The organism is Pseudomonas fluorescens (genome assembly GCF_902498195.1).
Taxonomy (GTDB): Bacteria; Pseudomonadota; Gammaproteobacteria; order Pseudomonadales; family Pseudomonadaceae; genus Aquipseudomonas; species Aquipseudomonas fluorescens_BU.
The window spans coordinates 1-564 of the sequence record NZ_CABVIY010000020.1; the positions used below are offsets into that span (position 1 = coordinate 1).

General features: G+C 60.3%; 1 protein-coding gene. It reads right to left on the reverse strand.

The annotated features are described in order from the left end of the window. Positions 1-484, reverse strand: a 484-nt coding sequence (locus F8N66_RS31315) for an SDR family NAD(P)-dependent oxidoreductase (RefSeq protein WP_150773743.1), incomplete at its 3' end; no start/stop codon positions are given. Positions 485-564 lie beyond the last annotated feature (80 nt).

Here is a 564-nt window from a genome sequence, read left to right on the forward strand (position 1 = left end):
CCAGGGATTTGGTCGCGGCGTTGATGCCGCCCTTGGTCAGCGACGCCAATACCGAAGGCACGCCATCGATTGCATGATCGACCAGGCTGGTGGTGACGCTGACGACGTGGCCGCTGCCGTGTTTTTCCATCTCGGCGATGCCCAGTTGCGAGATGTAGAAGAAGCCGCTCATGTTGGTCGCCACGACCTGGGCATAGTCCGCCTGGCTGTAAGCGGTGAACGGCCTGGCCAGAAAGATCGCGGCATTGGTGACCCACGTTTCGAGTCGACCGAAGCGGGCAACAGCGGCGCGAATCACGCGCTCGGCGGTTTGCGGATCGGCAATGTCGCCTGCGACGGTCAGGACATCCGGGTCACTCGACTCTTTGATCGAGCGCGAGGTTGCGACCACTTGATGGCCAAGGGCGCGAAAGCCTTCGACCAGACCTGCACCAATGCCTTGCGAGGCGCCGGTGATGACAACTACTTTTTTCGATGTGCTCATGATGATTTCCTCTGTCGCTGGCCCGTCAGGATGGCGGGTGGCTGTTGGAGAGGACTTTAGGAAGTTGCGCGGAGTTGATA